Source organism: Acidovorax sp. sic0104 (assembly GCF_019219095.1).
Lineage (GTDB): Bacteria > Pseudomonadota > Gammaproteobacteria > Burkholderiales > Burkholderiaceae_C > Acidovorax.
Window position 1 is genome coordinate 99,818 of record NZ_JAHUWH010000009.1, and the last position, 23,552, is coordinate 123,369.

Consider the following 23,552-nt stretch of genomic DNA (forward strand, 5'->3'; position numbering starts at 1 on the left):
GGCGTTGGCCCAGGTGACGCGATGCGCGCGCCCTGGCTTCGACAGGCTCAGCCCGAACGGGTTGTGGAATACCGGGAGGCGACGCTGCCTGAGCCCGATCCGCCACGCCCTCAACCACTGGCGCGCTCCCAGCGCCAGCGCCCCCGTGGAACCGGCTTCGCCGGGCCACCGGGGTGCGTCCCCCTCCGGGGGAAGCCGCGCAGCGGCTCAGGGGGACTTACAGCTTCCCCATGTAGTCCCGCTTGCCCAGCTCCACGCCGTTGTGGCGGGCCAGCGCGTAGGCCGTGGTCACATGGAAGAAGAACTGCGGCAGGCCGTAGTGCAGCAGGTATTGCTCGCCCACGAACTGCTTCTCCTTCGGGGTGCCGGGTTGCAGGACGATGTTGCGCGTGGCGGCATCTGCAAAGGCCTCCACCGGCAAGCCTTCGATGAAGGCCAACACGGTGTCGATGCGTTCGTTCAGTTCGGCAAAACCGGGGCGCTCGGCATCGGGGAACGACGGCACGGCCACGCCGGCCAGCCGCGCAGCCACGCCCTTGGCGAAGTCGCAGGCGATCAGCACCTGGCGCGCCAGCGGAAACATGTCGGGGAACAGCCGCGCCTGCAGCAGCGCGTCGGGCTCGATCTTGCGCGCCGTGGCGTGGGCCTCGGTCTTGGCCAGGATGTCTTTGAGCGAATTGAGCATCTGGCGAAGTACCGGGACGCTGGCGTTGTACAGGGGATAGGTCATGGCAGGGTGTCTTGTCTTGGGATGAAGCACAGGGAGGGGATGGTCAGCGCCCGGCGGCTTCGTGGATCTTGGCCTGCCGGGACCGGAGCGCATTGCAGCACATCGGCGCACTCCGTGCTGGCACACGACTTTTGCGCCCGCGCCAGACGGCATCCATCAAGCCAGTCGCTGTCGCAGCTGGATCACATTGCCTTCCGGGTCATGCCCATCGCAGGCCCGAAAGCCCCGCGCCTCCCATTCCTTGGCTGCGGGCGCAACGTGGCCGCCCAGCTCCGCAGCCCGCAGCCGCGCTATGGCCAGATCGGACACCGCGAAGAAAAGCTTGATGGGGACCTGTTCACGCACGGCCGGCGGCTGCGTGATGGTGATGGCCTTGCTGATGCGCGGCGGGATGGCGTGGACCACGATCTGCACAGCGCCGGACTCCAGCACGATGTGGTCGCCCTCGGCGTGCACCTCGGCCAGGCCGCAGAGCTGTTCGTAAAAATCGGCGAGCCGGCGGATGTCCTTCGCAAAGATGACAGCGCCGGACTGGGGCATGGTGGACACGGGGATCTCCTGCAGTGGGTGAGTGAGCGGCTGGCCTGGCGGATGAACCAACAAGTCGATCGCCACCGCCATTCTCACTGCCAAAGCAGGCCAGCCGGGCCGTGCCCGGGCCCGCTCAGGCCGCCGCGGGCACCAGCGTCCTGCGCACCCGACGCACATTGAACGCGCTGGCGATCAGCACGCCCTGCACCACCGCCAGTCCCAGCAGCACCGCTGTGAAGCGGCCCTGGTCGAGCAGCACGCCGAACAGCAGCGGCGACAGCGCCTGGCCGATATCGAGGCCCGAATATACGATGCCGTAGACGCGGCCGGTGGAGCCCTCCGGCGTGGAGCGCTTGACCAGCAGGTCGCGCGACGGCCCGGCGATGCCAGCGCAAAAGCCCATCACGCCAAACAGCACCGGCACCAGCACGCCGGGCACCTGGACCAGCGCCAGCGCCACAGCCACGCAGGCCGCCAGGCCGAAACCGATGCCCACGATGCGCTCGCAGCGGGTAGGGTCGGCCGCGAGGAAACCGCCCAGCACCATGCCACCGGCGCTGGCGACCATGTAGACCGTGAGGCACATCGCCGCCAGTGCCACGGGCACCGCGTGCAGCTGGCGCGCGGCCTCGGGGGCGAAGGCCTGCACCACGTTCAGCGCCACGGCGTAGAAGAAGAAGAAAGCGAAGCACATCCACACGGCCGGGATGCGAAGGAACGCGAAGTTGCCGCCCTGCCCGGCCGCGCCCGCGGCGGCGGACTTTGCCGCGGGGCTCGGCGCAGGCAGGGGTGGCAGCGCCAGATGGCGGCGGCTGACCAGCAGCACCAGCAGCACCGCAAACGCCAGCACGCCCGCGCACACCAGCGCCACGCGCCATGAGGTGGCGATGGCGATCGGCACCAGCATGGCGGGCGCGAGCGCCCAGCCCAGGCTGCCGGTGATGCCGTGCACGCTGTACGCATGCCCCAGGCGCGGCGCGCTCACGCGGCGGTTGAGCAGCGTGTAGTCCACCGGGTGGAACACGCCGTTGCCAATGCCCGCGAGCACCGAGAACGCCGCCAGCATGGCGTAGCTGGTGCTGGCGGCGAAGCCGAAAGCGGCCAGGCCCAGCAGCGCCAGGCCGCCAAAGAGAATGGGGCGGGGGCCGAAGCGGTCCACCACGAAACCCGAGCCGGCCTGCACCGCGCAAGAGACCACGAAGAAGATGGTCATGAGAAAGCCCAGCTCGGTGTAGCCGACCTGGAAGGCGTCCTTAAGCCACGGGAACAGCGGCGCGAGCAGCAACTGGCTGTAGTGGCTGATGAGGTGGGCAATGCCCACCAGGCCGATGACGCTGGCATCGGCGCGCAGGGGAACGGCGGCGGTGGGAAGGCTGGCGGCGTTTGCGGAGTTCATGGCGGCATCGTAGTATCGGGCCCGCGTTTCTGGAATGCGACGGAACGACAGGTTTCGGCGAATTTGCGCCAAACCGCTGATCCCGGGCCTGCCTGAATGCACCCGCTTCCTCCCAGCTCTCATCCCTGCCATGGCCCGCACCAGCCAAGCCGCTCCCCTCGGGGACACCGACCCGTTCACCCCCACCGCCGCCAGCCCGGTGCGCGTGCGGGCGCGCGACATGCCGGCCGACACGCACTTCGAGCCCCACCGCCACGCCTGGGGCCAGCTGGCGTATTGCGCCAGTGGCGTGATCCAGGTGAGCGTGCACGACCCCTCCGCGCCCACCGCATACATCGTTCCGCCCTCGCGTGCGGTATGGATCGCGCCCGGTGCGCTGCATGCCGTGGCGGTCCTGGAGGCAGCGGCCTTTCGCACCCTGTACATCGACCCGAGCGTGGTGCCTGCCGACGGCGCGAGCTGCCGCGTGATGGCCGTCACGCCCCTGCTGCGCGAGCTGGTCTCCGCGCTGGACCCGGTGGGCGGCCCCCACCCAGGCCCGGCGCGCGAAGCCGCCCTGACCGCGCTGGTGCTCGACGAAATCGGCCAAGCAGAAAGCCTCGCTCTCGGCGTGCCCCTGCCCAGCCCGCACAGCGACAAGCGGCTGCGCGCACTGTGCCAGGCCGTGCTGAACGAGCCTGGGCGCTACGCCACTCTGCAGGCCTGGGCGGCCGACAGCGGCGCCAGCGAGCGCACCCTGTCCCGCCTTTTTCGCGCCCAGTTCGGCATGGGCTTTGCGCAATGGCGCCGCCAGGCCGTGCTGGCCCACGCCCTGCCCCGTCTGGCGCGCGGCGAGGCCGTGGGCGAGGTGGCTGCGGGCAGCGGCTACGCGAGCGAAAGCGCGTTTTCGGCGATGTTCAAGGCGGCCATGGGGCAGCCGCCGAGCTGGTTCATTGGAAAAAACACGGCTTAGCGCTTATCCAGCAAGCGCAGAAAGCTACCAAATTTATAGCAAATCATGGGGGAGACCTGGCGCACGCCCTTCTGTCCTTCTGTGCATGCGCGCGATGCCGGGCCATCGCGCAGGCACCGCCCACGCGGATCAGCCCGGCGCGCCGGTTTGCTGCGCCAGCTCCATGGCGAACCGCCCATGGCCGACGGACCAGTCGGAGTAGTCGTTCTCGTGCATGAAGATGAACACATCGGCCGGGGCCACGCCCGCCATGGCTTGCAGGTTGCGGGCAATGGCGGCATACAGCGCGCGCTTCATCGCATCGCTGCGCCCGCGCCGCAGGGTGATCTCGACCACCACCACGCGGTCGGAGCGGGCAATGCCGTTGAAGGTGCGGCTGCAGGCGAAATCACCCGGCGCGTAGCCCGCCAGCAGGTTGAACAGTTCGTCCGGCGGCATGCCGATGCCGTCCACCAGTGCCTGGTGGATGCCTTGCACGATGGCCTGGCGCGTGGCGGCCGGCGTGTCTTGTGGAACGTTGGTGCGGATGAAGGGCATGGTGTGGCCTGTATGTTCTTCAGAGTCAAATAAATAATGTCGAGGTGCCCCGGGGCAGCCGGCACTTCCGGGCCGAACACTTCGGGAAGACGGTCATTCTTGCCACCTCACGCAGCCCTGGAAAGCGATGAATTCTCCGCGTGACCGCGCCATAAACTCACATATATGAGCCACCACCGACTGCCCCCGCTGAGCGCCCTGCGCGCCTTCGAAGCCGCCGCCCGCCTGGGCCGCATGACGGCAGCGGCCGACGAGCTGTCGGTCACGCCCGGCGCGGTGAGCCGCCAGGTGCGCCAGCTGGAGCAGCACCTGGGGGTGGCGCTGTTCGACGGCACCAAGGCAAGGCCCACCCTCACCCCGGCAGCGCGCGTGCTGCAGCCGGTGCTGACCACGGCATTCGCGCACATCGCCGACGCCGTGCGCGAGGTCAGCGACGGCAGCCGTGGCCCGGTGGATGTCGCCTGCTTCAGCACCCTCACCGTCAAATGGCTGATCCCGCGGCTGTTCGACTTCCAGGCGCGGCACCCCGGCATCGAGGTGCGCCTGCGCACGACCGAGGCCGGCACAGGGGCCGGCCCCACGCACAGCGACGTGGCCATCACCGCCGAAGACTCCAGAGAAGATCAAGGTGCGCCGGGCTCCGGCACCACGGCGCGCCTGTTTGGCGAACACCTCGGCCCGGTGCTGAGCCCCGTATTGGCGGAGCGCGTGGCCCTGCGCGAGCCCGCCGACATGGCCAGCCCGGCCCTGCCGCCGCTCCTGTTGCAAACCCGCACCCGGCGCAACGCCTGGGCCATGTGGGCCGCCGCCACCGGCGTCCCGCTGCCCACGGCAGCACCCACGGGCCCCGAATTCGAGCACTACTACTTCACCCTGGAGGCCGCCGTGCGCGGCCTGGGCGTGGCCGTGGCGCCCTGGCATCTGGTGATGGACGACGTGCAGGGCGGCCGGCTCGTGGCGCCACTGGGCTTCGTGGCGTCGGGCTTCGACTACGTGCTGCGGCGCCGTGCTGGCGCCCAGCCACGGCTCGACGTGTTCTGCGCGTGGCTGCAGGCGCAGGCCTCGGCCAACCCGATACCCCCAGGCCCGCAGGCGGGCTGAGTTGGTTCTACGATGGGGCTTCGTCCCTTGCATCCACCCCTGCATCCGCCCCGCGCGCCCGCCATGACCGACTCCCCCATCCACAGCTACGAACCCCGCCAGGGCCACGGCCTGCCGCACGATCCGTTCAATGCCATCGTGGGACCGCGCCCCATCGGCTGGATCTCCACGCAGAGCGCGGCGGGTGCCACCAACCTCGCGCCCTACAGCTTTTTCAACGCGTTCAACTATGTGCCGCCCATCGTGGGCTTTGCGAGCATCGGGTTCAAGGACACAGTGCGCAACGTGCAGGAGACCGGCGAGTTCGTGTGGAACCTCGCCACGCGCGACCTGGCGGAGGCCATGAACCAGAGCTGCGCCAATGTGCCGCCGGACGTCAGCGAGTTCACGCTCGCGGGCCTCACGCCCCGGCCGTCCACGCGCGTGCGCCCGCCACGCGTGGCCGAAAGCCCCGTGACCTTCGAGTGCCGCAGCACCCAGATCCTGCAACTCGAAGGTGCCGACGGCGTGCAGGTACCCACCTGGCTGGTGCTGGGCGAGGTGGTGGCCGTGCACATCGACAAGGCATTGCTCAAGGACGGGGTGTACGACACGGCCAACGCGGGCCACATCCTGCGCGCCGGAGGCCCGGCCGACTACTTCACGGTGGGGCCCCAGCAGCTGTTCAAGATGTACCGGCCGCGCTGAGCGGCGCGCGCACGGCTCTCTACGGTTGCGACAACGGCGCGCACAGCCCAGCGGCGGGCGCCCGCGCCCACTGCTCGGTCCAGGCCCAGACCTGCTGCACGCCGTCAGCGCTTGCCGCCTCTGCGGCGCTGCGCTGCAGGCCATGGTCGGCGCCGTCCAGGCGCCTGCCGCAGTACGGCACGGTGCGCACCGAGGCCATCTGGGCAAAACGCTCGTACGCGGCTTCGGGCACCAGCGCGTCGTCCGCGCCCCATACCTGCAGCAGGGGCCAGGGGCTGCGCACCAGCGGCAGCGTGAGCGGCCAGGTCCACAGGTCGCGCCAGTAGCCCATGCTGCGGCCCTGTTGCACGGCGGTGTCGGGCCGGCGGCCGGCCACTTCGCGGCCCAGGGCATCCCAGTCGTCCTGCACGCCCAGGCGCTGCGCCTGCAGCGCCCCGGCCTCCTGCGGGTCCAGGCCGCTGGCCGACAGCGCCACCAGGCCGGCCAGCTGCGGCACTTCAGGCGCCAGGGAAGGCAGCAGCTCGGCGCCCTCGGAGATGCCCACCAGCAGCTGCGGCAGGGGCGCCACGCCCTCGCGCGCGCGCTGCTGCGCATCGGCCACCAGGGCGGCGCGCGCATGGGCCAGCCAGGTGGAGAGGCGGTCCTGCTGCACGAACCCGGGCGCACAGTCGCCGGGCGCCGTGCGGGCCTGCGGGTCCACCCCCGGCTTGTGCAGCACCAGTACCTGGGCATGCAGCAGGCCGGCGAAGTAGCGCTCGGCAATCTGCCCCATGCCTGCACAGCCCGAACCGGGAATGACGATCACGCGGTAGCGCAGCGGTGGCGTGCGTTCGCCGCGCTGCAGCGCCTGCAACACGGCGCCGTCAAGGCCTGGCAGGGCGTGGGGAGCGAACGTGGGGGTCGGTATGCCCGCAGGCTCTGCGGCCTTGGAGGCCCCCGCTGTGGCCTGGCCGGGCGCCGGGTGTGCGTCTGCGGATGCGTCGGGTCCGTACACGTTGGCCAGCGACGGCGACGCGGCGGCCGCATAAAAAGTGGGGGGTGGTGCTGCGCAGCCCGCCAGCCCCAGCGCCACAGCGGTGGCCACGCAACAGGCCAGACCACGGCTGGCCGAGGGCCGCAGCGGTGCGGCGGACGAATGACGGTACGGGGCGGATGGAGAGGAGGGTTGCTTGACGTTGCGCACAACCGAAGTCTGGCACGACTGCAATGCCCACGGAATCACGCATGCCGTGGCACGCCCCCCGCACAGGCACACGCCAAGCCAGCGCCACCGTGGAACTGGCTCTGCCAGGCCACGGGCGGCATCCCCCTGGGGCTGAGGCCTGCGGCTCCAAGCCTGCCTGCGCAGGCTTGGACAGGCCGAAGAGGCCGCGCCTCTGGCGCGCGCCACCGAGGCGCGAAGCGACTCAGGGGGGCTTCACTTCAAGATGATGACCTGCTCGGGCTGCTGGGGCTGCGGCACTGGCATGGGCTGGCCACCCTGCTGGTACACCGGTGGCGGACGCACACCCCGCGCCAGGTTGGCGTCGGTGTAGCCCAGCTGCATGGCCAGCTGCTGGTACACGTCCTGCGCCAGCGACAGCGAGGTCTCGCGGATCACCTTGGCGCGGTTGGGCGGCTGGATGTCGCCACGGATGGACAGGATCTTGGTGTCGTTGCCTTCGCCCTGGGCGGAGAACGCGGCCTTGATCTCGTAGGTCTTGGTGTTGATCAGCGAGAAGTCGGCCAGCAGTTGCAGGCCGTACTGGCGCGTGGCGCTGGTGGTGCCCTGCAGCGGCGAGAGCGCGTCGGTGAAGTCGATGCTGGAGACCACGCCGAAGAGCACGTAGTCGGCGCCGTTGAACTCACCCTTCCTGATGCGGCTGATCACGTCGGCCACCTGAGGCTGGGCCTGGGGCGTGGCCATCTTGCCCCCCTGCACCTGGTTGAGCACCTGCTCGGCCTTGCTGGGCTGGGGCTTGCCCGCGTCAAAGCCCTTGCCCTGGATCAGGCGGAAGTACGTGCCCTGCAGGATGGCACCCTTGATGTCGTTGGTATAGCCGCCCAGTTCGCGCTGCTCGATGTAGCTGTAACGGCCTGCCACATAGGTGCCGCTGGCCTGCTCGGAGGCCTGCATGTGGTGGCTGCCCGAATGCGAGCCGCCACCGCCGTAGGGGCCAGCGCTGTAGCCACCGCTGTGGCTGCCACCCGCGCTCATCTGGCTGCTGCGCTGATAGGTGCCGGCCATGAAGTATTCGGACACGCGCTGGGCGTAGGCCAGGTCGGTCACGGCGATCTTGGGCGCGGCGCCCGGCTGCTGCGCCTGGGCGGTAGTGCCCCAGGCCAGCGTGGTGGCCGCAATCACGGCCAGGGCCGCGTGGAGGGTGATTCTGCGTTGCATGGTGTGCTCCTTGTGAGCTAACGGAAAGTCATGAATTCATCGAGCGATGTGGCTTCGGCACCGACATCCTTCGGAACTGGCGCGGCCCAGGCCAGCGGCCGCCGTGCAAGGGCCGCCCCGCCGCACTGGCGGCGTCCCCCTTCCCGGCGAAGCCGAGAGAAGGGGCTGAGGGCCGCGGCTCCAAGCCTGCCAGTGCAGGCTTGGACGACCCGCAAGAGCTGCCGCCTCTGGCGGCTGCACCGAGCGGTCGCGCCTCAGGGGCATGTCACCGCTTACTTGTCTTTCTGATTTCTTTCTCGTCCTGCCATTCGATCGTGCCTTCCTGCACGTCGAACAGCTTGAGCGTGAACTTGTAGTACACGTCCTTGGTGGCGTTGTTCTGCTTGACGATGCTGGTGAGCTCGCCTTCCATGGAGTACTTGGCGGCGGTCATCTGGCCGACCTTGGCGGTGGTGCCCTGCTTGTACAGGCCGCTCTGGTTCTGGCGCTGCAGCTCGTCCACGCCGGCCTGCATCTCGTTGATGGAGCGCACGAAGCGCACCTTGCCGGACTTGACCAGCGACGTCTGGATGGAGTTCATCACGTTGGTCGTGTCGATGTACTCGCTGGTCTTGTTCTTCACGGTGGAGATGGTCACCGTGGGGCGGCCCTGGAAGATGCCGGTTTCCAGCAGGCCGCCGGTCATCTTCTCGGCAATCATCTGCAGGTCGGTGGAGCCGAACTCGTTGGTCACCAGCTCGACCGCCTTCGCGTCGCCGTAGTTGACCTGGCGGTCAAAACGCACGGTGGGCGAAGACAGGTTCTGGCAGGCCGACAGGGCCAGGGTGCCGGCCGCGAGGGCCAGGACGAGCGCAGTGCGCCGGATGGTTTTCTGTGTCATGGTTTTTACTCCTCACTCAATCTCTGGATCGGGGGGTCGGCGCTCAGCGCGGCTCCACATTCATCTCAAGGCGCAGATCGACAGCCGCAGAGGTGGGCGCCACGCTCTTGACCGTCTGCTGGCCCAGGCCGAGCACGCTCATCTGCTTCCAGGATTCGCCGTCGCCCACCTGGTTGCCGACGTTGTCCAGCCACTTGAAGCGGTAGAACACGGTGCGGTCGGTGCGGCCCATGTTGGCCATGTCGGCCTGCACGACCAGGATGTCGTTCTTGCGCACGATGCGCATCTCGCGCACGGCGATGCTGTTGGCCTCGCCGCGCAAGGCGACCTTGGAGGCCACGGCCAGCGGCGTCGCCGGGTCGTGCAACTGGGCACTGGCAGCGCCCGCCAGGGTCAGGGTGAGCGCTGCGCACACAACGGCGGGTGCGGCGGCGGCAAGGACTTTACGGGTTCTCATGCGTGAGGCTCCTAGGGAATGGGGACAACAGGGTGGGTTCAGTTCTTGGCGGCCGCAGGCGCGGGCGCGGCCGAGGTGGACTTGACCGACGACTTGGGCACTTGGCGGGCGCGGGCGTTGGTGGTCGTCGTCGTGGTGGTGGTGCGGGTGGTCGCGGCAGGCTCAGCGGCGGGTTGCGGCGCCGCAGCCACCGTGGGCAGCTGGCCGAGCATGGCCACGTCGCCGGTCAGCACGCTGTTGTCGTACATGCGCAGGGGCACCAGCGCGTACTGGCCGTCGATCTTGATGGGCTGGGGCAGCTGGCGGCCGTTCACGCTCACCACGTGCTCGCCGGGCGGCAGGTAGCCACGGGCCACGTACACGCGGCCGGGCAGCATGCGCCACATGCGGTCGTCCGCCTGCTCGGTGGCCACGGAGGCTGCCGCACCGATGAGGCCGCCGACCAGGCCGCCGCGCTTTTGCAGCTCGTTCTGCAGCACGCCCTTGGCCACGGCGCGGGTCACACCGCGCAACACCATTCCGGGCATTTCGTCCTTGAGCGCACGGCGCGCCATCACGTTCACGTCCACCACCTTCTCGAGCTTGAGGTTGGTGCCGGCCGCAGAGATGGTGGTCAACAGCGCGTCCTTGGAAGGCTCGATCACGGGGTAGGAGATGCTGGCCGTGACAAGGCCCCGGCCCGTGGGCACCGGCAGCGTGAAGGCCTTGGGCTTGCGGGCAGGCGCGTCGCCGGCTTCGACGATGAAGAGCACGTCGGTCATGCGCTGGCGGCGCTTCCAGGTGAAGCCGGTGCGGGTATCCAGGCCGCGCAGGCCTTCTTCGAGCACGCCGGTTTCAGGCTTGAGTTCGATGGCCTTGCGGTAACCGGGCGCCGCCAGACCGGGCTCGTTGAGCATTTCGTAGAGAAAGCCGGCCAGGTAGTGCGAGAGCGCGTTGGAATAGCCGTTCTTCAGGGACAGCACTTCAGGGTCGTTGAGCGTCTCGACCGGATAGCCGTTGATCTCCTTGCCGCCCGACGTGGCGCCCTTGGCCTTGGCTTCTTCTTCCGCCGCCAGAGTCTCCTTGGCTCGGAACTCGGCAATGATGGCTTCGCGTTCGTGCGTGCGCTTGATGTCCACCCGGGCGTTCTCGAAATCGCCCACGGCCATGCGGTTCAGGGCCAGGCGCGTGGTCACCCACACCTTTTCATAGTCCTGGCCTTCGTAGACCTTCAGTCGTTCGCTGATCAGCGCGGCGCCCACGGTGCCCATGAGCTTGCTGGGGTTGGTCTTGGCGGTTTCTTCCCATTCCTTGACCTTGTTGTCGGCCAGCAGGAATGCGTTGGTGCTGTCGGGGTAGCGGCGGTCCATGCGCAGCAGTTCGCCGCGCTCCATGTTGTAGAGCAGCGCCGTCTTTTCGTCCTCGCTCTTGGCGGTGCTTTCCAGCTGCGCCAGGGCTGCAGGAATGCCGCCCGTGCGGCCGGCGGTCTGCATGTCGGTGGCAAGCTTGTCGTGGCTCTGCATGGTGGCGCAGCCGGTCAGGGCGGCGCTCAGTGTCAGCACCCACAGCAGGCGAGGACGGAAACGGGACGGTTGTGTGGTCATGGATGCTCCTTGCAGGACGTTCGGTTGGTCACCAGGAAAACCCGGCGCTGCCCACGCGCGAGACAGCCCTGCTCCACGATGGCCGTGCGGCTTGCGCGCGGGCCATGACGGTGCCGGGAACGGTTGTCTGCTGGATGGGAGGGCCGGCAAGGAAGTTGCTGGCTGCACGGGCGCCCCCTCTCGACGCTGTGGCGTGCTGCTTGCGGCCCCCTCGGGCTGTGAGTTTCTTGGTTGTTTTGTATGGGGTTGTAGCCCGGGACGCAATGTAGCAAAAGCTTGTATCTTTTCTGTAACCGTCACAAACGGTTCGAATCGTCGAACAACACAACATATCAAGCCTCCCCCCGGCTGAGCGGCATGCGGTAGAGCCACACCACGCGCCCGCCGGGCACGCGCAGCTGCACGCTGGGCAGTACGCCGGGAATGGCGAACTCCAGGCTCACCAGCCAGGCACCGGGCGCCAGTTCGGCCTGGGCCTTGGCGGCGGCGCGGGGCATGCTCTCGGGCCGCTGGAACAGGTACACCATGCTGTAGGGACTCCAGTCCTCGGCCCACATGTCGGCGCGGCGCACATGCGCCCACGGACAGCGCAGCGCGCACAGCAGGCGCAGCGGCCAGCTCCACTCGATGCCTTCCAGTTGCGCGGCAGGATAGGACTGGCGCAGTGCCCTGAGGCCGTCGCCCAGGCCGCTGCCGGCGTCCAGGATGCGCGCGCCCAGGGGCAGCGGCGCCTGCGATGCCAGCGACTTGAGCGCATGCAGGGGCGTGGGGAACACCGGCGCGTCGCGCCATGCATTGAGCGGGTAGACCAGCAGCAGCAGCGCCAAAGGCACCAGCCAGGCCCAGGTGGGCAGGCTGGCCACGCCCAGCAGTGCGAGTGACAGCGGAAACCCCGCCGCGATCAGCCCGCGCCGCCACCAGCTGCCGCCCATCACGCTGGCGGCCGTGCCCAGCAGGCAGGCGGCCCCCAGCGCGGCCACGGGCGGCGCCGCAGCACGCTGCAGGGCCACGAAGACCAGCCACGCGCAGGCCCACGCGATCAACGCGGGCAGGGGCCAGGGCATGCGCAGGGACAGCATCGCGGGCAGCTTGTGGTGGAGGTGGCGTGAGATGGGTTCAGCGGCCGAAGATGCCGCGCAGCAGGTTGACGGGGTTGACCACGTTGTTGCCCGCTGCGTCGGAGCCACCGTCCCCCTGGGGCTGGCCGCCCGCATTGGCGCCCATGCCGCTGGTGTAGGCGCCGGTGGAAGAAGTCCCTGCGGGAGCAGCCCCCACCCCGCCGCGCGCGCCCTGGGGCATGTCTTGGCCCAGCATGGCCATGGTGTGCGCCTTCACGCGCACACGCACAGCCCATTCGGGCTCCCACGCGGCCTTGGGGTCGGCCGGGCGTGGCGGGTGCACGATGTGGCTTTCGCCGCCATAGGCCATCATGCGCAGCATGGGGGTGGCGTCACGCCCGCCCGCGAAGATGCCTTGCGGGATGGCGCACTGCGTGGTCTCGGGCTGCAGCAGCACGCGTTCCTTGAGCCAGCGGTCGATGGTGGCTGGCGAGAGGTAGTCGAACAGGCCCATGCCGGTGTCGGGCGTTTCGGCGCTGGACCACATCACGAGGTCGTCCCCGTTCTGCGACATGGCGTGCAGGTAGTAGGCGCGCGCGTTGCGCACAGGCTGCCAGCTGGTGCCCATGCTGTCCTGCGGCTTGCCGGTGGTGCGCAGGTCGATGGCGGGCATCAGGTCCTGCGCCGCGCCCAAAGTGAATCTCATGGAGGCGGGCACGCCGTCGCCCCGCACCTGGTGGTCGCCGACGAGCGAGCTGCCCGCCGACAGGTTGACCTGGTTGCGCTCGTTGGGATACAGCGCGTAGGCAGGGCCCACGCGCGGTGCGCGGTCGGGCACGGCGCGGCCTGCAAAGGCCTGGGCGTAGTCGCTGGGCTTGGCACGCGCCAGGTCGACCACGCGGGGCTGGCCGGCACGCACGGTGGCGCCGCAGCCCCAGTAGATCAGGATGCGGCCCTTGGGCTGGTGCTGCTGGTATTCCTTGGGGATCTCGCCGGGCTCGCTCTGCGCGGGCTGCGCGCGGGGCGGCAGCAGCGGCAGCGATTCACCCATGCGCATGCCGGCGGGAATGGCCTGGCTGGCCTCCACGCCGGGGCGCAGCGTGTTGTGCAGCGCGATGTCGATGACGCGCGGCGGCATGATGCTCATGGCGCGTGCGTTGCCGTACGCCGTATTGCTGCCACCCATGCCCGGGGCGCCACTGCCGCCGCCCAGCAGACCGCCCACCATGCCGCCGCCCGTGGGCAGGCTGTCCATCTCGGGCATGCCGGCCATGGTGCCGGTGGACACGTCCATCCACAGCTGGACCTTGGGGGCCTTGGTGGTCTGGGCATGGGCAGCGAGCGAAGCCAGGCACAGGCTGGCCGCCACGCAGGCGGGGGTGAGAACGAAGCGCAAAGAGGTCATGGCAGGTCTGCTCCAGGAGATGCATTGATCACCCGGCAGAACCATCATGGGCCGCAGCACAGCGGTGTGGAATCGCTGCGCTGGCGGGCTTGCGGTCAACCCGGGTGTGTTGAACGCTGCGCAGTGTAGGCCCCGCCTCTGCGCATTTTGCCTGTGCAAGTTACGTGTGGAAACTGCTTGTGTGCGCTATTTCACGCATCGAATCACCAACCGGCCTGCCGCCGGTAAGCGCATTACTTGCGCAGGCGTTCAATCAGCCCGTTGAGCGCCTCCAGCGAGCCGAACTGGATCGCCAGCTCGCCCATGTCCTCGACACGGCCGTGGCGCTTGACGCGCTTCTTCACACGCACCTCCACTTCGGCCATGAGCAGGTCGGAGAGTTCTTCTTCCACCCGCCGCAGGTCGCGCGACTTTTCCTTCTGGGGCTTTTGCGGCACCAGGCTGAACTCGGCGCCGATCTTCTTGACCAGGGCCTCGGCCTCGCGCACCGACAGCTTCTTGGCCGCGATCTGGTTGCCGGCGGTGATCTGAGCTGCGCGGTCGAGCGCCAGCAGCGCGCGCGCATGGCCCATGTCGATGTCGCCCGCCATCAGCATGGTCTGCACCGGCTCGGCAAGGTTGAGCAGGCGCAAGAGGTTGCTGGCGGCGCTGCGCGAGCGGCCCACGGCCTGGGCGGCCAGCTCGTGCGTGAGGCCGAACTCGCGGATCAGGCGCTGCAGGCCGTGGGCCTCTTCCAGCGGGTTGAGGTCTTCGCGCTGGATGTTCTCGATGAGCGCCATGGCCGCGGCGGACTCGTTGGGCACGTCGCGCACCAGCACCGGCACGGTGTCGAGGCCCGCCAGGCGCGCCGCGCGAAAGCGCCGCTCGCCCGCGATGATTTCGTACTTGCCGGCGTTGTCTCCGTCGGCCAGGCGGCGCACCAGGATGGGCTGCATGATGCCCTGGGCCTTGATGGACTCGGCCAGCTCGTACAGCGCGCCTTCGTCCATGCGGGTGCGGGGCTGGTACATGCCGGCCACCATCTCGGTGAGGGGCAGCGTGCTGGGCAGGCCGGCCTCGGCGGCTTGCGCCTGCTCTGTTTTTTCGGCGACTTTGGGGCCCAGCAGGGCTTCGAGGCCGCGGCCGAGGCCCTTGGGTTTCTTGGTGACCATGGGTGAGTGTCCGGAAGATGAATGGAAAGAATGGGTGCCGGTCAAAGCCGCTCAGCGGTCGATGATCACCAGCGTGCCGTGGCTGCCTTCGGCCACCGCGTGCGGTACGCCGGCCGGCACGATGTAGACCTCGCCCGCGCCCACCTGCACACGCCGGCCTTGCAGGTCCAGGTTCATCTGGCCGTCCAGGACGAGCAGCGCCTCGTCGAAGTCATGGATCTCGTCGGGATAGGCCTGGGCGTCCATGCGCAGCACCTTGAGGTTGGCGCCCGCCGCCCGGCCCACGACGGTGGAGCGCCAGGCGTGGGGCAAGGTCTGGGCAGCGGAAGGAAGATGGATCTGGGACATGCGGCAAGATGGTCAGCGGGAGGATGTTCGCGAAGGAGATGCGGCGGCCAAGCAGCGCTGTGCGTGCGGCATCACGCCTTGGAGCGCCCTGCCCTGCGCCCGCGCACCCGCCCGCGCCACAGGCGCAACCAGATGCCGCAGGCAACGACGCACAGCACGGCGGCCAGCACGAACTGGCCCAGTGCCGCCACCACCACGGCGCTGCTGGGCAACAGCCAGGCCAGCACCGGCTGCAGGGCATCGCCCAGCCAGAAAGGTGCCGCCCGCCGCCGGGGGGTTGCGGGGGCGGTGGCAGCAGGCTGCGCAGCGCCCCGGCGCCCGGAGAAGAAGGGCCATCGAGTGAACTTCATGCCACCGGCTGCGCCTGCAGCAGTGATTGCAGCCAGCCATGGCCTTCATCCCAGTGGGCGAGGCCCGACTCGGCATTGATGTGGCCGCGTTCGCCATAGTCCACGAACCGTGCACCCCAGGCCTGCGCCAGGCCCTGGGCCCGCTCCAGGCTGCAGTAGGGGTCGCTGCGGCTGCCCACTAGCAGGGCCGGAAACGGCAGCGGCTCGCGCGCGATGGGCGTCCAGCCGTGGATCTGCGCGGCCAGGTCCGGCCGCTCCACATCGCCCGGTGCCACCAGCAGCGCGCCGCGCACGCGGTGGGCGTTGGTGGAATGCGCGGCCCACCAGGCGGTAAGGATGCAGCCCAGGCTGTGCGCCACCAGCACCACGGGGCCGTCGGCATCGACCACGGTCTCCTCCAGCCGGGCCGACCAGTCGCCGCGCAGCGGGCGCATCCAGTCGTGCTGCTCCACGCGGTGGTAGCCGTGGCGGCTCTCCCACAGGCTTTGCCAGTGGCCGGGGCCGGAGTTCTGCCAACCGGGCAGCAGCAGCACATTAGAGGGCTTCATTGCTATTAAATTCATAGCTTCAAGCGCTTTCCTATCAAGCGCCAGAGGCCATTTTGTCCATGCTTGCGGTGGCTGCGGACATGCTCTGCACGCGCTCGACCATCTCCTGCGCGAACTCCACGAACGCATGGCTGCCCTTGGCGGCCGGGTCGAACACCACGCCCGGCAGCCCGTAGCTGGGGGCCTCTGCGAGCCGCACATTGCGCGGGATCACGCTGTTGAACACCTTGTCGCCAAAATGCCCCTTGAGCTGGTCGCTGACCTGCTGCTGCAGCGTGATGCGCGGGTCGAACATCACGCGCAGCAGGCCGATGATCTGCAGGTCGGCGTTGAGGTTGGCGTGCACCTGCTTGATGGTGTTGACCAGATCGGTCAGGCCTTCGAGGGCGAAGTACTCGCACTGCATGGGCACGATCACGCCGTGCGCGCTGCACAGTCCGTTGAGCGTGAGCATGGAGAGCGAGGGCGGGCAATCGATGAGCACGAAGTCGAAGTCCGCATCGGCCTCGGCCAACGCGGCCTTCAGGCGCTTTTCGCGGTGCTCCAGCGTGACAAGTTCCACCTCGGCCCCGGCCAGCTCGCGGTTGGCGCCCAGCACCCAGTAGCCGCATTTGTCCGACAGCACGGCCGCTTCTTTCACCGAAGCGGATTCGAGCAGTACGTCGTAGACCGTGAGCTCCAGGCTGCGCTTGTCCACGCCCGAGCCCATGGTGGCATTGCCCTGAGGGTCCAGGTCGACCATGAGCACCCGCTGCCCGATCTTGGCCAGCCCGGCGGCAAGGTTGACGGTGGTGGTGGTCTTGCCGACCCCCCCCTTCTGGTTGGCAACGCAAAAGATCTTGGCCATGTGGGTGCAGCAGTCCGTGGGTTTTACTTGGAGATGGCCAGCTTGATGCCGAAACCGATGAGGAAGACGCCTGCGGTCTTTTCCAGCACGCGGCCGATGCGGGGATTGGCGCGCATGCGCTCGGCCAGGAAGTGCGTGAGCAGCACGGCGATCAGGCCGTAGGCGAAAGTCAGCGCGGCCACGGTGGCCGCCATCACGCCGAAGGTCAACATGCCCTGGTGGCGTGCCGGATCGACGAACAAGGGAAAGAACGCCATGTAGAACACGATGGCCTTGGGGTTGAGCAGGGTGATCAGCGCCGCCTGCTTGAAGTAGTGGCGTGGCTCGATGTTCAGCACCGGGGCATCGCCCGGCTTGGCCGTGAGCATCTTGAACCCCAGCCACGCAAGGTAAGCCGCACCCAGCCACTGCACCGCATGAAACGCTGTGGGGTAGGTGGCCAGCAGCGTGGCCACACCAGCCACTGCCGCCCACATGAGGACTTGGTCACCTGCAATCACCCCCATGGTGGCGGCAAGGCCACCGCGCACGCCGCCTTTGCTGGTGGAGGTGATCAGCGCCAGATTGCCGGGGCCGGGAATGGCCAGGAACAACACGATGGCCGCGACAAAGGCGCCGTAGTCTGCGATGCCGAACATGGATGGTTTCTCCCCCGGTGCTGGAAGGCGCGCGGTATGCACACCCAAGATGAGCAGCCGAGTTTAAGCGACCACCCCGCCCCGCCCTCGCTTTGCATCACGAAGGGCGGCCCAAAAAAGCTCAGGCAGGCTTCATCCAGACGATGCAGCGCTCGGCATCAAGGCACGGCACGGCGAGCTGTTCCACGTGAAACACCGAAACATTCGCGGGCAAGGCTGCGATTTCGTCGTCGGGATGCTTGCCCTTCATCGCCAGCCACACGCCGTGTTCCGCAGCCAGCGCACCCCTCGACCAAGTGACAAAGTCTTGCAGCGAGGCAAATGCACGACAGCTGATGATGTCGAACGGCGTGCTCAAGGTCTCCACCCGGGCGTGCACGCCGTGCAGATTGCGCAGCTTCAAGGCCACGGCAGCCTGCTGTATGAAAGCGGCCTTCTTGCCCACTGTGTCCACGCAGCTCACATCCACATCGGGGCAGCACACGGCGAACACCACGCCGGGCAGCCCCCCTCCGGACCCCACATCCAGCAACCGCACTCCTGCGGGCACCCTGCCTTGTGCCTGCAAACCGGCGGCGTGCCGGCGCAAGGGAGCGACGGCCGCCAGGCTGTCGAGCAGATGGTGCGTCATCATCTCCTGCGGGTCGCGCACGGACGTCAGGTTGTAGACCTTGTTCCACTTTTGCAGCAGCGCCAGGAAATCCATCAACTGGGTGAGCTGGGCATCGCTCAGGCCCAGCTCCAGAGCCTCGGCACCCGCCTGCAGCTGCAGGCGCAACGAATCTTGCGAACTGTTCAGAGACATCGTCATGCTGCGACTTCGCCCTGAGCCTTGGCGGGTGCGGTGTTGAAGTCCTTGAACCCACCCCTCTTCAGGTGCACCATGAGCAGCGAGATCGACGCGGGCGTGATCCCGGTAATGCGCGAGGCGTGGCCCAGGGTCTCGGGGCGGTGGCGGCTGAGCACCTGGCGGGCCTCAATACTCAGGGCCGTGACCTGCATGTAGTCCAGATCCGGCGGCAGTCGCAGCTTCTCGAAATGTGCAGCCCGCTCCACCTCGTCCTTCTGGCGGTTGATGTACCCGGCGTACTTGGCGGCGATCTCGACCTGCTCCAGCACCGCATCGGTCTGCTCTCCGATCGTTTCACGTGAAACATCGCCAGACTTGTACTTGCCGCCGTCCATGGACATGAGGTCGGAGTAGCTCACATCGGGCCGGCGCAGCAGCTCGAAGAGGTTGTACTCGTGCTCGATGCTCTTGCCCAGCACGCGCTCGGATTCTGCCGCAGGCAGATTGCGGGGATTCACCCAGGTGGCCTTGAGGCGCTCTGTTTCACGTGAAACAGCATCGCGCTTGCGGCTGAAGGACTCCCAACGTGCGTCGTCCACCAAGCCCATGCGCCGCCCTGCTTCCGTCAGGCGCATGTCCGCGTTGTCCTCCCGCAGCTGCAGGCGGAATTCGGCGCGGCTGGTGAACATGCGGTACGGCTCGGTCACGCCCTTGGTGATGAGGTCGTCCACCAACACGCCCAGGTAGGCCTCATCGCGGCCCGGCAGCCACGGCGCATCACCCCGGCATTGCAGCGCCGCGTTGATGCCCGCGAACAAGCCCTGGGCCGCCGCCTCTTCATAGCCGGTGGTGCCGTTGATCTGGCCGGCGAAGAACAGGCCCTGTATCTGCCGCGTCTCGAAGCTGCTCTTGAGCGAACGCGGGTCGAAATAGTCGTACTCGATGGCGTAGCCGGGGCGCAGAATGTGCGCGTTCTCCAGGCCGCGCATGCTGCGCACCAGGTCGTACTGAATGTCGAACGGCAGGCTGGTGCTGATGCCGTTCGGGTAGTACTCGTGTGTGGTCAGGCCTTCGGGCTCCAGGAAGATCTGGTGGCTGTCCTTGTCTGCAAAGCGGTTGATCTTGTCTTCCACACTGGGGCAGTAGCGCGGGCCCACGCCCTCGATCTTGCCGGTGAACATGGGGCTGCGGTCAAAGCCGCTGCGGATGATCTCGTGCGTGCGCTCGTTGGTGTGGGTGATCCAGCACGGCATCTGGCGGGGGTGCATCGCGGCACCGCCATGCGCATGCGCCATGAAGCTGAACACGGGCACGGTGCCCTCGTTCACGCCACCGGGCATGCCGTCGCCGGGCTGTTCCTCACACTGCGAAAAGTCGATGCTGCGCCCGTCGATGCGCGGCGGCGTGCCGGTCTTCAGGCGGCCTTGCGGCAATTTCAGTTCCTTGAGCCGGGCCGAGAGCGACACGGCGGGCGGGTCCCCTGCCCGGCCGGCCGCGTAGTTGTTCAGGCCCACATGGATCTTGCCGTCCAGGAAGGTGCCCGCAGTCAGCACCACCGTGCGCGAGCGAAACCGGATGCCCACCTGCGTGACGGCGCCCACCACGCGGTCGCCCTCGACCATCAGGTCATCCACCGCCTGCTGAAAGAGCCACAGGTTGGGCTGGTTCTCCAGCATGCGGCGGATCGCGGCCTTGTACAGGATGCGGTCGGCCTGCGCCCGGGTGGCCCGCACGGCCGGGCCCTTGGAGCTGTTGAGGATGCGGAACTGGATACCGCCTTCGTCCGTGGCCAGGGCCATGGCGCCGCCCAGCGCATCCACCTCTTTCACCAGGTGCCCCTTGCCGATGCCGCCGATGCTGGGATTGCAGCTCATCTGGCCCAGCGTCTCGATGTTGTGGCTGAGCAGCAGCGTCTTGCTGCCCATGCGGGCAGCAGCCAGCGCGGCTTCGGTGCCTGCATGGCCACCGCCGACAACGATCACATCAAATTCCTGGGGGTACAACATGGGACAACTCCGGGGCCCCGGCGGGCCCGACAATGACAAATCCGAGGGTGGTGCGGACTGGAAAGACCGGCCTACCGAACCTCGGCCCCGTGTCAGCGGCCCGGGCCCTGCGGCCCCGGCTTTTGGCGGGTAACCCACGATTTTCCCACTTTGCGCAGGCCGTGTCTGTTTCCACGCCCCTCACCCTGTTTCGGACTCAGTTGCTGGGCCCGCCACCAGCGCACCCAAGCGCAAGGGTCTTGAGGCCCGCAGGTCTCTTCGTGAGTGACCTCCCTGCCGCGCCTCATCCTCCACACTCCATCGCACCACGGATAGCGTTTCACGTGGAACATATCGAACCCGGACCGGTGCGCTCGCGAGCCCGGTCCGCCCGTGTCTTGCAGGATTCCTGTCGCCCGCCTGTGCTCCAATCGCAGGCACCATGCCTCCAACCACTCCTTCCCTTCTCGTCTTCGCCGGCAGCACCCGCCAGCAGTCGTTCAACCGCAAGCTGGCCCACGCCACCGCCGCCATCGCGCGGGACGCCGGAGCCAGCGTCACACTGCTCGAGCTGTCGGACTTCGATATCCCTCTGTACAACGCCGACCTCGAAGCCCAGGGCACACCGGCCGACGTGATCCGGCTCAAGGAGATCCTGTGGCGGCACCCCGCCTGGGTGATCTGCTCGCCCGAGTACAACGGCAGCTACACCGCCCTGCTCAAGAACACCATCGACTGGGCATCCAGCCCCGTCAAGGGCGACCCCGATTGGGAGGACGGCGGCAAGTCCTTCCGCGGCAAGGTAGTGGGCATGCTCAGCGCCTCGCCCGGCGCCCTGGGCGGCCTGCGCTCGCAAAGCCACCTGGCCCCGCTGCTCATCAACGCCGAATGCTGGCTCGCGCCCAAAGCCTTTGCCCTGGGCTCTGCCGCAAGCGCGTTCGACGAAGCCGGCGCGCTGGTCCATCCAGCCCACCGCGACCGTGTGCGCGCCGTGGTGGACCAGGTGCTGTGGGCCTCTGCCCGGCTGCACCCCGAAAGCGCCGCTGCCTGACGCCGCGCCAGGCACAAAATCAGCCCCTGCCGCGCTCTGTACAAACGCCAACAGCTATACAAACCATAGCTAATCCTATGGATTGCCGCCCCGGCTGCGGCGCTTGCTGCACCGCACCTTCCATCAGCTCCGCCATCCCGGGCATGCCGCTGGGCAAGCCCGCCGGAGTGCGGTGCGTCCAGTTGGGCGCAGACGAGCGCTGCCTCATCTTCGGTCGCCCCGAGCGCCCCGCCGTGTGCGGCGGACTCATGCCGTCCGCAGAGATGTGCGGCACCAGCACCACATCGGCCTTCATGTACCTGGAGCGCTTGGAGCGGCTGACCCAGCCACACACGGCTGCGCCCCGGCCCTGAACCGCCAACGAGCCTCCCGCCGGCACCACAGGGCCAAGAATCTGATTCAAAACAGCCTCTCCCGCTTAGCTGGCTTACGTCAGTAGCTATCAAATCAGGAGCGCAAACCATCCCAGCTGTCACACACCGGCAGTCTCCCCCGTCTGGCAGATATGGCCAGACAATGCGCAGCGGCGGTTGATCTGCTTCACCACCCACAGACCAGGCTCCAGCCCATGACCTCCGAAGCCCCTCCAGCGGCCCCCAGCGCTCGCGTCGCAGACCCCTTCACCACCTTGCGTCCGCGCCTGTTCGGCATCGCCTACCGCATGCTCGGCGTGCGCGCCGATGCCGAGGATGTGCTGCAGGACGCCTGGCTGCGCTGGAGCCGCACCGACCCGGCCACCCTGCAATCGGCAGAGGCCTGGCTGGTGACGGTGGTCACGCGCCTGTCCATCGACCGGCTGCGCGCGCTCAAGGCCGAGCGCGAGGCCTATGTGGGCTGGTGGCTGCCCGAGCCGCTGGTGGAGCCGCTTGACGAGCGCACGCCCGAATCCGCCGCCGAGCTGGCCGGCGAGCTGTCGGTGGCCTTCCTGTACGTGCTGGAGCGCCTGGGCCCCGAGGAGCGCGCCGCCTTCTTGCTGCGCCAGGTGTTCGACTACGACTATCCCGACATCGCCGCCCAACTGGGCAAGAGCGAGGCAGCCTGCCGCCAGATGGTGCACCGCGCGAGCGACCGCGTGCAGCAGGCACGCACCCGCTTCGAAGTGCCCCAGGGCGTGCACCACCAGCTGCTCACGCGCTTCATCGCCGCAGCCCACAGCGGCGAGCGCAAGGCCATCGAAGCCCTGCTGTCGCAGGACGCCATGCTCATCGGCGACGGCGGCGGCAAGGTGCAGTCGTTCCCGCACCCGCTGGTGGGCGCCTTCCGCATCGCCAACCTGTACTGGGCGCAGTGGCGGCGCATGGCAGACCAGGTGGTCTACCGCCCGGTGCTGCTCAATGGCGAGCCTGGCCTGCTGCGCTACCTGCACGGCCGGCTCGAGTCGGCCCAGGCCATCGTGACCGACGGCGAGCGCATCGTCGCCATCTACGCCATTCGCAACCCCGACAAACTGACGGGCATCCCGCTCACGCTGGACTGAGATCGTGTCCACGCTCCGACTGCGCAGAAAAATGCAGGCGGGGCTGTCACAACGCGGTGGCGCGCCGCGTCTTGAAGGGTATGGAAGGCGACGCAGGTGCCGAGCCTTCCAGACACGCATTGCCCACCAACCCTTCATCGCTCCAGGAGCTCTCCATGTCCCAGCACACCGCCCGCCTGCCCTACCACCAGCTTTCGTCCAAGGCCTTCATGGGCCTGGTCAACGTGTCCGAAACCATCAAGAAGGGCGCCCTGGGCGCGCGCCTGGCAGAGCTCGTGTTCCTGCGCGTCTCGCAGATCAACGGCTGCGCCTACTGCATGGACATGCACTGGAACTACCTTGTCAAGGACGGCATGGAGCCGCGCCATCTCAACGCCGTGGCCGGCTGGCGCGAAGCGCCTTTCTTCAGCGACCGCGAGCGCGCCGCCTTCCGCTGGGCCGAGATCATCACCGCCACGCCCCACAGCGACGCCAGCGATGAAGAATTCGCCAGACTCAAAACCTTGTTCAACGACGCCGAGATCGCGGACCTGGGTTTTGCGATTGCCATCATCAATGCGTGGAACCTGCTCAATGCAGGCATGCGCAGCCCCATTCCGGCACAAGCTGTGGGAGCCTGAGGCAGGCCTTTCGACAGGCACGGCACGCACGATATGCGGCGGTCCTGTGC

General features: G+C 68.1%; 26 protein-coding genes. 7 read left to right on the forward strand and 19 right to left on the reverse strand.

Going from position 1 to position 23,552, the window contains the following annotated elements; translation table 11 throughout:
- Positions 1-217: 217 nt before the first annotated feature.
- The 3 genes from KW835_RS15695 to KW835_RS15705 form a co-directional block, all read right to left on the reverse strand.
- Positions 218-730: a DUF1993 family protein gene (locus KW835_RS15695; protein ID WP_218383978.1), complete on the reverse strand. Its 513-nt coding sequence runs from the start codon at positions 728-730 to the stop codon at positions 218-220.
- Positions 731-886: 156 nt separating this feature from the next.
- Positions 887-1,270, reverse strand: a complete 384-nt coding sequence (locus KW835_RS15700) for a VOC family protein (RefSeq protein ID WP_255593590.1) — start codon at positions 1,268-1,270, stop codon at positions 887-889.
- Positions 1,271-1,394: 124 nt separating this feature from the next.
- Complete coding sequence (locus KW835_RS15705; protein WP_218383980.1) at positions 1,395-2,657, reverse strand: MFS transporter; 1,263 nt, start codon at positions 2,655-2,657, stop codon at positions 1,395-1,397.
- 130 nt (positions 2,658-2,787) lie between these two features.
- Here KW835_RS15705 and KW835_RS15710 point away from each other — a divergent pair, with 130 nt between their 5' ends.
- Entirely contained in the window at positions 2,788-3,609 is an 822-nt protein-coding gene (locus KW835_RS15710) for a helix-turn-helix domain-containing protein (protein WP_218383981.1), read from the forward strand.
- A gap of 129 nt (positions 3,610-3,738) precedes the next feature.
- On the opposite strand, the gene KW835_RS15715 is transcribed toward KW835_RS15710, so the two are convergent.
- Positions 3,739-4,146 (reverse strand): tautomerase family protein, encoded by a 408-nt coding sequence (locus KW835_RS15715; protein WP_218383982.1) that lies wholly within the window; start codon positions 4,144-4,146, stop codon positions 3,739-3,741.
- Between the two features lie 165 nt (positions 4,147-4,311).
- On the opposite strand from KW835_RS15715, the gene KW835_RS15720 reads away from it, so the two are divergent.
- Positions 4,312-5,247, forward strand: a complete 936-nt coding sequence (locus tag KW835_RS15720; protein ID WP_218383983.1) for a LysR substrate-binding domain-containing protein — start codon at positions 4,312-4,314, stop codon at positions 5,245-5,247.
- A 63-nt stretch (positions 5,248-5,310) separates the two neighbouring features.
- Positions 5,311-5,934, forward strand: coding sequence for a flavin reductase family protein (locus KW835_RS15725; RefSeq protein WP_218383984.1), 624 nt, complete (start codon positions 5,311-5,313; stop codon positions 5,932-5,934).
- Positions 5,935-5,953: 19 nt separating this feature from the next.
- Here KW835_RS15725 and KW835_RS15730 read toward each other — a convergent pair whose 3' ends face one another.
- From KW835_RS15730 to mnmG, 15 genes are all read right to left on the reverse strand, one after another.
- On the reverse strand, positions 5,954-7,018 hold the full coding sequence (locus tag KW835_RS15730) for an alpha/beta hydrolase (protein WP_339385564.1): 1,065 nt from the start codon (positions 7,016-7,018) through the stop codon (positions 5,954-5,956).
- 333 nt (positions 7,019-7,351) lie between these two features.
- Positions 7,352-8,314, reverse strand: coding sequence for a hypothetical protein (locus tag KW835_RS15735; protein ID WP_218383985.1), 963 nt, complete (start codon positions 8,312-8,314; stop codon positions 7,352-7,354).
- A 265-nt stretch (positions 8,315-8,579) separates the two neighbouring features.
- Complete coding sequence (gene lpoB, locus KW835_RS15740) at positions 8,580-9,194, reverse strand: penicillin-binding protein activator LpoB (protein WP_218383986.1); 615 nt, start codon at positions 9,192-9,194, stop codon at positions 8,580-8,582.
- Positions 9,195-9,237: 43 nt separating this feature from the next.
- A complete protein-coding gene (locus KW835_RS15745; protein ID WP_218383988.1) occupies positions 9,238-9,651 on the reverse strand; it encodes a YcfL family protein in 414 nt (137 codons plus the stop codon).
- Positions 9,652-9,689: 38 nt separating this feature from the next.
- Positions 9,690-11,234 (reverse strand): COG3014 family protein, encoded by a 1,545-nt coding sequence (locus tag KW835_RS15750; RefSeq protein WP_218383990.1) that lies wholly within the window; start codon positions 11,232-11,234, stop codon positions 9,690-9,692.
- Positions 11,235-11,566: 332 nt separating this feature from the next.
- Positions 11,567-12,313, reverse strand: coding sequence for a class I SAM-dependent methyltransferase (locus tag KW835_RS15755; protein ID WP_218383991.1), 747 nt, complete (start codon positions 12,311-12,313; stop codon positions 11,567-11,569).
- Between the two features lie 37 nt (positions 12,314-12,350).
- Positions 12,351-13,697: a hypothetical protein gene (locus tag KW835_RS15760; protein ID WP_218383992.1), complete on the reverse strand. Its 1,347-nt coding sequence runs from the start codon at positions 13,695-13,697 to the stop codon at positions 12,351-12,353.
- 233 nt (positions 13,698-13,930) lie between these two features.
- A complete protein-coding gene (locus KW835_RS15765; RefSeq protein WP_218383995.1) occupies positions 13,931-14,848 on the reverse strand; it encodes a ParB/RepB/Spo0J family partition protein in 918 nt (305 codons plus the stop codon).
- Positions 14,849-14,899: 51 nt separating this feature from the next.
- Positions 14,900-15,196, reverse strand: a complete 297-nt coding sequence (locus KW835_RS15770) for a cupin domain-containing protein (RefSeq protein WP_218383997.1) — start codon at positions 15,194-15,196, stop codon at positions 14,900-14,902.
- A gap of 71 nt (positions 15,197-15,267) precedes the next feature.
- Positions 15,268-15,546 (reverse strand): hypothetical protein, encoded by a 279-nt coding sequence (locus tag KW835_RS15775; RefSeq protein ID WP_218383998.1) that lies wholly within the window; start codon positions 15,544-15,546, stop codon positions 15,268-15,270.
- Positions 15,543-16,094 carry an alpha/beta hydrolase gene (locus KW835_RS15780; RefSeq protein WP_218383999.1) on the reverse strand — a complete coding sequence of 184 codons (552 nt, stop codon included), beginning with the start codon at positions 16,092-16,094 and terminating at the stop codon, positions 15,543-15,545. The genes KW835_RS15775 and KW835_RS15780 overlap by 4 nt, the downstream gene beginning before the upstream one ends.
- 34 nt (positions 16,095-16,128) lie before the next feature.
- On the reverse strand, positions 16,129-16,941 hold the full coding sequence (locus tag KW835_RS15785; protein ID WP_218384000.1) for a ParA family protein: 813 nt from the start codon (positions 16,939-16,941) through the stop codon (positions 16,129-16,131).
- Between the two features lie 23 nt (positions 16,942-16,964).
- Positions 16,965-17,579 carry a LysE family transporter gene (locus KW835_RS15790; protein WP_218384002.1) on the reverse strand — a complete coding sequence of 205 codons (615 nt, stop codon included), beginning with the start codon at positions 17,577-17,579 and terminating at the stop codon, positions 16,965-16,967.
- A 121-nt stretch (positions 17,580-17,700) separates the two neighbouring features.
- Complete coding sequence (gene rsmG, locus KW835_RS15795; protein ID WP_370633633.1) at positions 17,701-18,390, reverse strand: 16S rRNA (guanine(527)-N(7))-methyltransferase RsmG; 690 nt, start codon at positions 18,388-18,390, stop codon at positions 17,701-17,703.
- A complete protein-coding gene (mnmG, locus tag KW835_RS15800) occupies positions 18,387-20,375 on the reverse strand; it encodes a tRNA uridine-5-carboxymethylaminomethyl(34) synthesis enzyme MnmG (protein WP_218384004.1) in 1,989 nt (662 codons plus the stop codon). Before mnmG ends, rsmG begins: the two co-directional genes overlap by 4 nt.
- 421 nt (positions 20,376-20,796) lie before the next feature.
- On the opposite strand from mnmG, the gene KW835_RS15805 reads away from it, so the two are divergent.
- From KW835_RS15805 to KW835_RS15820, 4 genes are all read left to right on the forward strand, one after another.
- Positions 20,797-21,405: an NADPH-dependent FMN reductase gene (locus tag KW835_RS15805; RefSeq protein ID WP_218384005.1), complete on the forward strand. Its 609-nt coding sequence runs from the start codon at positions 20,797-20,799 to the stop codon at positions 21,403-21,405.
- A gap of 77 nt (positions 21,406-21,482) precedes the next feature.
- Complete coding sequence (locus tag KW835_RS15810) at positions 21,483-21,758, forward strand: YkgJ family cysteine cluster protein (protein WP_218384007.1); 276 nt, start codon at positions 21,483-21,485, stop codon at positions 21,756-21,758.
- 215 nt (positions 21,759-21,973) lie between these two features.
- Complete coding sequence (locus KW835_RS15815; protein ID WP_218384008.1) at positions 21,974-22,882, forward strand: RNA polymerase sigma-70 factor; 909 nt, start codon at positions 21,974-21,976, stop codon at positions 22,880-22,882.
- Between the two features lie 155 nt (positions 22,883-23,037).
- Positions 23,038-23,502: a carboxymuconolactone decarboxylase family protein gene (locus KW835_RS15820; RefSeq protein ID WP_218384009.1), complete on the forward strand. Its 465-nt coding sequence runs from the start codon at positions 23,038-23,040 to the stop codon at positions 23,500-23,502.
- Positions 23,503-23,552 lie beyond the last annotated feature (50 nt).